Here is a 1,739-nt window from a genome sequence, read left to right as displayed (position 1 = left end):
CCCGCCCGATCCGGGTCTGCGGATTGACGGGGGACGCGATGCATGGACAGGGAAACATGCCGGGCATCACCCTGGGTGCCGATCCTGTATGACCACGCACTTCGTATGTCATGCCGGGGGGAAGTCCATGACATAAAGCCGACCGCGATAGCCAGCGCCTACGACGAACCGAAGGTTCGAATCCGGCATCTCGACTGGAAAATCGCCCCAGCCCGTCGGCGCAGGCCAAACATATTTTGGACATCTATACATAGATACGCCGTCCGACGATTCAATCCCCTTACCATTTCTGAACCCGGAGCCAATTTCATACCGTCGGCAACGCGGTTCCGGCTGTCCAGTTCAAGCCGACTTTTTATTTCAGGAATATCGACATGCAGGCATCCATGCAGATCAACAGTCCACTGTTCTCGCTCCAGGGAAACCTGAGCCTTCTTGGCGGTCATGCACAGCCGCAGTTGCCGCCTGCCGCGGCGTTCACCGGCGGTCGCGCACAGCCGCAGTTTTTGCCTGTTGCAGCGTTCAACGGAGGCCGCTCACAGTCGCAGTTTTCATCTCCCGCTGGTTTCAACAGCGGCCGCAACCCGTCCAGCCAGATGTCGAACATGACGGGCGGCTTCTCGAAGACATCGTTCTCGGTCTTCAGCCAAAGCACAGGGAACGGCCAGAGCAACACATACTTCGCGCAGGGCACCACTGTCAACCGCGGCCCGGTGGCGAACCAGCAGCCGGCACGCTGGGGCGGCGATGACTATCGTGGCGGCAGCCGCTTCGACAGCCTCTCTTACGACAGTGTGCGCAGTTCGTCGCGCAACGACTGCGGCTGTCATGACTCGGGCAGGGCTAACCAGACGCAGTGGAGCAACACCCAGGTCAACAACAACAAGGCGAGCATCAACCTCGGCGACTACAAGCTCGACTTCGACAAATCGGATTCATCGATGACCATGACCAATGCGAAAAGCGGCGATACGACGAAGGTTTGGGGTGACCCTCATCTCGATCAGCACGCCAACAGTGCCAGCAAGTCGACGGCGATGTTCAACGGTCCGATGACATTCCAGTTGCCGGACAACACCAAGGTTACCGTCGGCACCCAGCCGGCTGCGAACAACAAGTCGGTCTCGTACGCGGATCAGGTCACGATCACCCGCGGTAATCAGGCATACCAGGTCAGCGGTCTGAGCCAGGAAAACAAGGCAGGCCTCAGCGTGCAGAAGAGTCGCGACGGTCGCGCGCTCGATGCCGCCGCGCCGGATGGTTACACCGTTGTGGCAGCCCGCGACGGCAGCGGCTGGATCGACCCGACCACCGGCAAACAGCCGACCGCGAACGACCTCAAGAAAGCCAACGCGTAAGCGCGTTGCCTCCCCATTCATGCCGCGCACACCGGGGGTGAATGTGTGCGACATCCAGCCGGCATGAAGGCTCCCCTGGTATCGCGTCCTGGCACCGGGGAGCAACCGGGAGGCATCCGCGCAATTGGTAATGCATCAGATCAAGACCGCCTTGAAGAAGTACAGGAGTACGGTCAGGATGGCGTCCGCGATATCTTTTTGCGGACGCGAAATTGGACAACATTGGAGACACTGTGACGGCCGCACCGAAGCGGCCAAACTTCTCTGCGAAATTACTGTTCCGATGGTCGGGCTGAGACCGACAACCTGATTGCCGAGCGAGCGTAGCGCGGGCCGGCGCTTGAGTTGGGGGGGTGTATCCGCAGGCCCGGATCGGGCGGC

General features: G+C 60.4%; 1 protein-coding gene. It reads left to right on the top strand.

Going from position 1 to position 1,739, the window contains the following annotated elements; genetic code table 11:
* Window positions 1-374 precede the first annotated feature (374 nt).
* The gene (locus tag P3T22_RS33180) at window positions 375-1,358 is read left to right on the top strand and encodes a DUF1521 domain-containing protein (RefSeq protein WP_429327281.1); all 984 of its coding nucleotides are present in this window, start codon (window positions 375-377) and stop codon (window positions 1,356-1,358) included.
* The last annotated feature ends 381 nt before the right edge of the window (window positions 1,359-1,739 follow it).

It is taken from the genome of Paraburkholderia sp. GAS348 (genome assembly GCF_050434205.1).
Lineage (GTDB): Bacteria > Pseudomonadota > Gammaproteobacteria > Burkholderiales > Burkholderiaceae > Paraburkholderia.
The sequence above is the reverse complement of the archived record's forward strand: the minus strand, read 5'-3'. Positions and strand labels throughout refer to the sequence as shown.